At 69.8% G+C, this 7,628-nt stretch carries 6 protein-coding genes; 2 read left to right on the plus strand and 4 right to left on the minus strand.

All coding sequences use genetic code 11. The annotated features are described in order from the left end of the window. Positions 1-1,053: 1,053 nt before the first annotated feature. Complete coding sequence (locus AOK22_RS25965) at positions 1,054-1,272, plus strand: hypothetical protein (RefSeq protein ID WP_055701135.1); 219 nt, start codon at positions 1,054-1,056, stop codon at positions 1,270-1,272. A 164-nt stretch (positions 1,273-1,436) separates the two neighbouring features. On the opposite strand, the gene AOK22_RS25970 is transcribed toward AOK22_RS25965, so the two are convergent. From AOK22_RS25970 to AOK22_RS25985, 4 genes are all read right to left on the minus strand, one after another. After that, the gene (locus AOK22_RS25970) at positions 1,437-1,970 is read right to left on the minus strand and encodes a hypothetical protein (protein ID WP_055701136.1); all 534 of its coding nucleotides are present in this window, start codon (positions 1,968-1,970) and stop codon (positions 1,437-1,439) included. An 11-nt stretch (positions 1,971-1,981) separates the two neighbouring features. Next, positions 1,982-2,737, minus strand: a complete 756-nt coding sequence (locus AOK22_RS41525; protein WP_157872281.1) for a zinc metalloprotease — start codon at positions 2,735-2,737, stop codon at positions 1,982-1,984. 786 nt (positions 2,738-3,523) lie between these two features. Next, entirely contained in the window at positions 3,524-4,336 is an 813-nt protein-coding gene (locus tag AOK22_RS25980; RefSeq protein ID WP_107102035.1) for an SDR family NAD(P)-dependent oxidoreductase, read from the minus strand. Between the two features lie 395 nt (positions 4,337-4,731). Then, positions 4,732-6,531 carry a chitinase gene (locus AOK22_RS25985; protein ID WP_425264065.1) on the minus strand — a complete coding sequence of 600 codons (1,800 nt, stop codon included), beginning with the start codon at positions 6,529-6,531 and terminating at the stop codon, positions 4,732-4,734. Positions 6,532-6,838: 307 nt separating this feature from the next. Here AOK22_RS25985 and AOK22_RS25990 point away from each other — a divergent pair, with 307 nt between their 5' ends. Next, on the plus strand, positions 6,839-7,402 hold the full coding sequence (locus AOK22_RS25990) for a hypothetical protein (protein WP_055701139.1): 564 nt from the start codon (positions 6,839-6,841) through the stop codon (positions 7,400-7,402). The last annotated feature ends 226 nt before the right edge of the window (positions 7,403-7,628 follow it).

Raw genomic sequence — 7,628 nt, forward strand, 5'->3', positions numbered from 1 at the left:
CCGTGAGCGCGCTGCTTGGCCATCCCGGCCAAGCAGCGCGCTCACGGGCCCCCACCACGGAGCCCTGAAGCGGGCCGAGCTCGACGTACACACTCAGCTGCCCTGGTCCAAGACCGCGCGCAGGGCCGCGACGGTGGTGGCGGCGGCCGCAGTCAGGCGCTGCAGATCAGCCGTGGCGAGTGCATCGGCGGCGGCGCGAGCCCGCAGAAAGAAGCGGTGCAGGGGGCAACGGTTCGCGGGTTGCGGCCGGCGCGCTCATGGTGCGGTGTGTCCGCGTCCCGGACCGTGGCCGGGGCGGCGAGTCCACCAGCGCTGGACGACGCGTGGGTCATGCCACGGGCCGGAGGCGCCTGGATAGGTGAACGGCGCAGGCACTAACGTGCGGGAGCGGCCGGCGGGGGAGGCGTCGCGGTGGATGGCCTGGCGCAGGGCGTCATAGCTGGTGCCGAGGAGATCGGGCATCTCGGTGAGCTTCATCAGCGGCGGCAGCCCGTCTGGTCATCTTTCGCATACCGACCCAACGGCAGAATCAGCAGGCCGGGACACGGCCAAGACCAGATGATCACTACCACGCGGGATCCGCGGAGAGCCTGAAACGCTCTGGCCCCGCCGCCCTCACACGGTGCGTGGACGCTCGCCGTGCTCTTGAGCGCTCAACGCCCCTGGGCGTCAGGAGGGTTGATCGAACGGGAAGTGCATGCCATATTCGTTCCCCGCACCACCACATGGTGCTCGAACCCGCGAAGGCTCTTCTGACCAGAAGGGCCTTCTCTGTTTGTCCTGGCCTCCGGATGGCTGCTTCATGTCCGGGGGCCTTGCGCATTCCCGGGGAGGTTCTCTCCGGGGCGGTAGTGCAGAGCACCTCGAGAGCGCGGCCGAGCCGTGCAGCAGAGCGCTTCAGCAGGTTCTCGCTGACGGACTTGCGCCGCTAGGCAACCGCCCCCGCATGCTGCGGACCTGCCTTCCCCCTCGTCCCACTCCGGGCGAGGCCTACCCACTTCGTGCGCACTGCACCGCCGGTGCTGTGCGCCCTGCCCCAAAGGACTCCTCACCATGACGACGACCAATACGACGCCCCGTCACTCCGCTGCAGCACCCCCGCCGCAGGACGCACCGAACCCGGACGGCCCCCTCGGCCTGCGCACCGCGCTGCTGCTGCTCGCCGGGGGCAGCGCCACGTACATCGCGTTCCTGCACCCCGCCGTCGGGGCGGCCCTCCTGGTCGGCGTGGCCGTGATGACGCTGCTGCACATCCTGCTGGCACGGCGATGACCGCGCGGTTCGAGGGGCGCGGCCGTGCCCGGCGGATCAAGGTGGAACCGTGTAATTTCCCGTCGCTGTCGCCCTCGCCCGCACCGTTGCGGTACTGCCAGGCGGGCCCGGCTGGTCCTACGAGCCGAAGTTCGACGCGCCCCGGCAGAGGAGTCCGTGGCAGGCTACCATGGCGAGACGTCGATCTTGTGCTGTACGGCCCAGGTCCAGTACTCGGCGACGCTCTGTCCGCCCGTCGCGCCGGCGACCGCGTACGGGACCGGGGCCGGTGCGGTGAGGCTGGTGAAGCGGGCCGGGGTGGTCTCCAGGAGCACGGCGTGGCTTGGTTCGTGCGGGACGCGTCCGGTCGCGAAGACGTAGGAGGCTCCCGCGGCCAGTGGCTCCTCCCCTTGTGCGTAGCTGACGGTGACGGTGCCGCGAAGGTCGCCCTGGAAGGCGCGGCTGACGCGGACGTCATACAGGTCGGAGAGGACGCCGTGGATGTCTCGCTGCCCTCTCCGCTCGACGACGGAGCCGGCGAAGACGTCGTCGGCGGTCCCCGCGACCTGCCGGGCGTCCCGGGCGTCATACAGCGTGAGTGCCTCCCCCGGGCCTGCGGCTGCCCCGGCGTCGGTCAGGTCGTACACGCTCCATGCGGCGCCCGCGAGCACCGCGAGTCCGGCGGCGGCGACCGCCAGACGGCGGTGAAGGTCCTTCATGGCTCAGCCTTTCAGCCCCACAGCGCGTGGTAGTTCTTCCGGTCCCGGTACGTCGGCTTGCCGTTGGAGGGCATGTCGAAGGCTTTCGGAGCCATCAACGAGCGGTACGCCTCGGGGTTCTTGTGGCAGAACCCCAGCGCGTGCCCGAGTTCGTGTGCGGCGACCATGCGCCGTGACGCGGTGTCTCCGTAGCGTTTGCCGGGCCCCAGGTAGGCCCTGTTGAGTCTGAGGGTGTCGGTGCCCCGCTGGCCTTTCCAGTACCCGAGGACGTCTGTCCACGGTGACCGGGTGGTGTTGACGTCCGACCATTCCAGGTCGGCGATCCGGCTCGCGTCGTCCGCGGGGAACTTCACCCGATCGAGGCCGTTCTGGGACCAGGCCCGATGGGCGTGGCGCCGTGCGTCGTCAAACCGTGACTCGTCTTCCCAAGCGATCTCGCCACCGTCCACAGACGACCTTCCCCGGGAGTCCTGCATCCCACCCATGCACTTCGCCGGCGCAGCCGCCTTGGCGGTCACAGGAGGCGCGGTGACAAGCGACAAAGCCAGCATCGACGCGGCCAGCAGAGCGCTCCGGGGTCCCAGGCAGAAGGCTGGCAGGCGAAGTGTGCGGCGCCCTGCGGCTGTTGAACGGGGCCGGGCGCGGGTGGGGAGGGTGGCCGGGCAGAAACGCATGAGGATTCCGTTTGACTCGACGATCATGCTGCGGATTGCCTGTAGCGTGCCCGGCGCCGCCACGCTTAGTTGGCCGACCAGCCGCTGGCTCACCCGTACGCGAGTCCGTCCCGACGCGGGAGCAAGCTGCTTGCGAGGAGCGTGGCTGCCGTGGCGTACGGATGTCCGGCGCCTGGTCGACCGCGGCATCGTGGTGGAAGGCTGCTTCCTCCTCGGCTTTCACGACGGCATCGCCCGGTCCCCTCTCGGCCCGGGCGGGGACCGGCCCACCTCATGGGCTTCTCCCACTGGCCTCCACTCTTCGTCATCGACATCGAGGCCAACGGGACCAACCGGCCCGACCTGGTCGAGGTCACCGGCCTGCCCATCCCTGACGGACACCTCCCGCCCTGACGTGCTGTTCCAGTCCTCGGACCCGATCAGGCATCCAGCGGGTGGACAACGCCCTTCGTCGTCGTGTGCCCGCCCACTCCGTCTGCATCGCGGTGGTGTCCTCCGCTGCCACGTCGTACGCGGCCTCTTGGCGGCCACAGCCCTCGGCAAGCTCCCTGGCCACCGCACGGTCCACCGGAAGCCCCGATGGGCCTGATGCGGCTCCATGCCATGGCCGACCGCGGCTACGCCGCGAACGGGGAACGCCGACGGCGACAGGCCATCAGCCGCTCCGTCCTCGCCACCGCACACTTGCAGCAAGGGCACCTGGACCAGGCCATTGGCGTCGGCTCCCGCGCCCTGAACGAGCTCACGGGCACCCACTCCGAACGCTCCGTTCAGGCCCTGTGCGACTTCCGGGTAAGGCGCCACCCGCACCGCGGTGAGCCGGTCCTGAAAGCGTTCGAGGCACCGGCGAAGCTTGCCCTGGGAGTCGCAGCCTGGCGGTCAGTACCCCTCCGGCGTGGGTGCATTCTGCGCCCGGTCCACCGGGATGTTCGCTCCAGACACTCCACGCGAGTGTTCCGGGAGCAGGAACAGCACCACCTCCGCCACCTCCTGCGGCGACACCAGCACGCGCCCGGGCATCTCGTCCAAGAAGCGGTCGAAAACTTCTGGTTTCTCCTGACGCATCCGGTCCCACCTCTTTCCCCGGATGAGCATGGATCCCGGCGACACCGCGTTCACCCGGATCCCCGCCGGATCGAGCTCCCGAGCCAGGGAAGAGGCCAGATGGATCTGCGCCGCCTTGGCCGCTCCGTACTGAGCCTGCGGTCCCGGCTTCCACCCGGAGATCGACGAGATCAGCACCAGCGAACCGCCTCCTGACGCCCGCATATGAGAGGCAGTAGCCGCAGCCAGTCCCGCGGCATGCCCCACGTTCAGCGCCCAGGTCATCGCCCAGTCCGCCGGACGGGCCACCTCCAACGCTCCGCCACGTGCCCCGCCGGCGCACGCTACTGCCCCATCCAGCCGGCCGTGTTCCCCCACCGACTCGTCGACGAAGCGCTCCAGCTCCTCTGGCACGGTGACATCCACAGCCCTGGTGAACGGGCGCGGAAGCCCTTCGGTCACCAGCGCGTCACACAGGCCGGTCAGGGACCCCTTATTGCGTCCGCAGAGCGAGACTTGAGCCCCAGCGGCGGCGGCATGCCGCACGACCTGCTCCCCCAGCCCGCGCGATCCACCCGTCACCACGACGTGCCGACCACGCAACAGCGGCCCTTCTTGTGCACCCAAATACAACCCCGACATCGCCATGCCCCCGAGTGGGGCGCGTACCAGTCGGCATGCCAGGGCTCATGCGGACCCAACACGGACAGCTCAAAGGGGAAATGAGGTGTCCTCACATGGCCTTACATGGCCTTCTTGCTCCACCAGCACGACGTGGAGATGTGGTGAGAGCAGTGGCGGGACTGGCCTCCCGTCAAGATCGCCGTCTAAGACCCCGGTAAGTGCGTTGCTGCGCTTCGCTCCGGCAGGGCTGTGGTGGCGGCGAGTTCGACGCTTGTGACGGCCCTGGCCGTGGTGGTCGGCAAAGGTTGCCGACCACCACGGTCTGGTCCCGTTGGAGGGCCGTGCGTAGCGCTGAGGGGCGGGCGGGACGCGACCGGCCGTGGTCGGCCCGTTCGGCGTCCCGCCCGCCCTGCCGACCGTTACGGCAGGCCGTGCACCTTCGGGCCGACCGCGTTCGACCAGGCGTTGCCCGCCGTCGCGTCCCAGTTCGTCGACCACGTCATCGCGCCGCGCAGCGCCGGGTACGTCTTCGACGGCTTGAAGGAGCCGCAGCCGGTGCCGCGGGTCAGGCAGTCCAGGGCGTTGTTGACCACCGAGGGGGCCACATAGCCGCTGCCCGCGCCGCGCGTCGAGGCCGGGACGCCGATGCCGACCTGCGAGGGATCCAGGCCGCCCTCCAGTTGGATGCAGGCCAGCGCCGTCAGGAAGTCCACGCTGCCCTGGCTGTAGACCTTGCCGTCACAGCCCAGCATCGAACCGCTGTTGTAGTACTGCATATTGACCACCGTGAGGATGTCCTTCACGTTCAGCGCCGTCTGGAAGTAGCCGCCGGACGTGGACTGCATGTCGATGGTCTGCGGCGCCATCGTCAGCACCAGCTTCGAGCCGGCCTTCGCGGAGAGCTGGCGCAGCGCCTTGGTCATGTAGGTGGGGTTGAGGCCGTTCTCCAGGTCGATGTCGACGCCGTCGAAGCCGTACTCCTGCATCAGCGCCCAGGCGCTGTTGGCGAACGCCGTCGCGGAGGCGTCACTGTTGACCGAGATGGTGCCCTTCTCGCCGCCGACCGAGAGGATCACGGACTTGCCCGCGGCGTGCTTGGCGGCGATGTCCGCCTTGAAGTCGGCGGTGGAGGCATAGCCCACGGCCGGGTCCAGGTTGAAGGTGATCTGGCCGGGCGTGGACGTGGCGTCGGCGAAGGAGACCGCGATGATGTCGTACTGCGCGGAGACGTCCCGCAGCTTCTGCACCGTGGCGCCGTTGTTGAAGTTCTGCCAGTAGCCGGTCAGCGCGTGCCTGGGCACCGTGCCACCGTCCCCGCCGCCGCCCTTGGTGGTCCGCGCGGAGACGGCCGCCGACTTCGCGGACTCGCCCGCCGCGTTCACCGCGCTCACCTGGAAGCTGTAGGTGGTCTCCGGGGTGAGCCCGGTGACCGTGGCGGAGGCGCCGGCGACCGAGGCGACCTTGATGCCGTCGCGGTAGACGGTGTAGCCGGTGGCCGTGGACACCGGGGTCCAGGACAGGTCCACCGACGTCGACGTCACCGCGCCCGCCGCGAGCCCGGCCGGCACCGCCGGGATCTCCACCGGGTCGGTGCCGCCGCCCCCGTCCGGCCCGAACACGCTCACGTCGTCCACGAAGTACGCGCTCTGCCCGTACCAACCGTGCGTGTAGACGGTCACCGACGTGGTGTTCGCGCCGGTGGTGAAGCTGGTGGACAGCTGCTGCCAGGCCGCGGTGCCCGGCGTCCACGTCGACACGTCGGTGGTCCCGGTGCCCCGGACCCCCAGGTAGGCGTAGCTGCCCTGCACCCAACTGCTCAACTTGTACGTCGCGTTGGGCTTGACCGCGACGGTCTGCGCGCACTCGGCGGTGTCCTGGCCCGACGGGGTCGCCTTCAGCGCCTTCGCGCCGCCGTGCACGGGAGAGGTGACAGCTGTGCCGCTGTTCGCGGTGCAGGTCCAGTTGCTCAGGTCCGACTCGAAACCGGCGTTCTTGGCGACGTTCACGTCTGCCGCCGCCCCGGCGTCCGCCGCACCGGCGTTCACTGCGCGGGGGCTTGCCGCCTGGACGGCTGCCGCTCGGGCGCCCGCGCCTTGGTCGTCTGCCGACTGCGCGGGCGCGGCGAGCGCGGTGACGGCGAGCACTGCGGCCGCACCCACGGCGAGTACCGCACCGGATCTGCGGCGAACACCGGGTCTGCCCTGACGTACACGGTCCACGGAAGGCCTCCAGAAAGAGGTGAGGGACAAAAACGACGGACAAGAACGAAGAACGGAAGTGAACGGCGGCGGCCATCGCCACCGCTATAGCCCGCAAAGTTGGTCCAGACCAATAGAGTTGTCAAGGTCTCCGGACAGACCAACCCGCCGCGCTGCCGACGTCAGCGGCGCGACCGGTACCGTTCCGGAGTCGGCCCTCGCCTCCCTGCCTACTTCCAGGAGACCTTCCGTGACAGCGCAACACCCGTTCCCCTCCGCATCTCGCCCCGGCAGGACGACACGGCGCAGGCGGACCGCGGTGCGTGCCATGGTTCTCCCGGCCGCGATTCTGTGCCTGCAACTGCCCCTGCAACTGGGCCTCGGCCCCGTTGCCCAGGCCCACCAGAACACCGGTGCAGCACCGCACGCGGCGAGCAGCCCACGGGCCTCGGGCCACCTGCTGGCTCCCGTCACGGCGACGATCTCAGAGGGCCAGGTCAAGGAAGTGGCCAAGGGAGGCGTGATCACGTACCCGAGCGTGACCAGCTGCCTCACGGTGACCGTGCGGCTGCGCGACGGCGGCCTCGTCGGCGCACACGCCAGCCTCTTTCAAGTGCCCGGGGAACTGCGCTCGGACGAGATCCTGACCGCGCTCGAGCAAGTTGTCGACCACCGCCCCGTGACCGCCGTCGAGGTCACCGGGGCCGTCGGCGCCTGGCACCCCAGCTACTTCACCAAAGCCATCGAAAGCTACCGAGAAGGCGAACAGGTGCCGGTCCCGGCAGGCCAGGATCCGGACGGCATCGCTCAGCAGGTCGCACGGCAACTCGCGCTGCCCCGCGGCCTCGTCACGGTCCAGGACATGCCCGACGGGGACCAGGTCGTCACCTGACACCCGCACCGGCGACGCCCAAGCCGCACCGGCCCCTGGAACCTACTATCGAGTAGGGTTCGGGCTCCGATCGTGAGGAGACCCCATGCCCCCAGCGCCCCGTTCCCCTCTGCTCCTGGCCGGCCTGCTCGCCGGAGCCGGTGCCGCCCACGTCGCCGTCCCCAAGCCCTTCGACGCCATGGTCCCGCGCGCCCTGCCCGGCAACCCCCGCACGTGGACCTACGCC

This window comes from Streptomyces silaceus (assembly GCF_001419745.1).
Classification (GTDB): domain Bacteria; phylum Actinomycetota; class Actinomycetes; order Streptomycetales; family Streptomycetaceae; genus Streptomyces; species Streptomyces silaceus.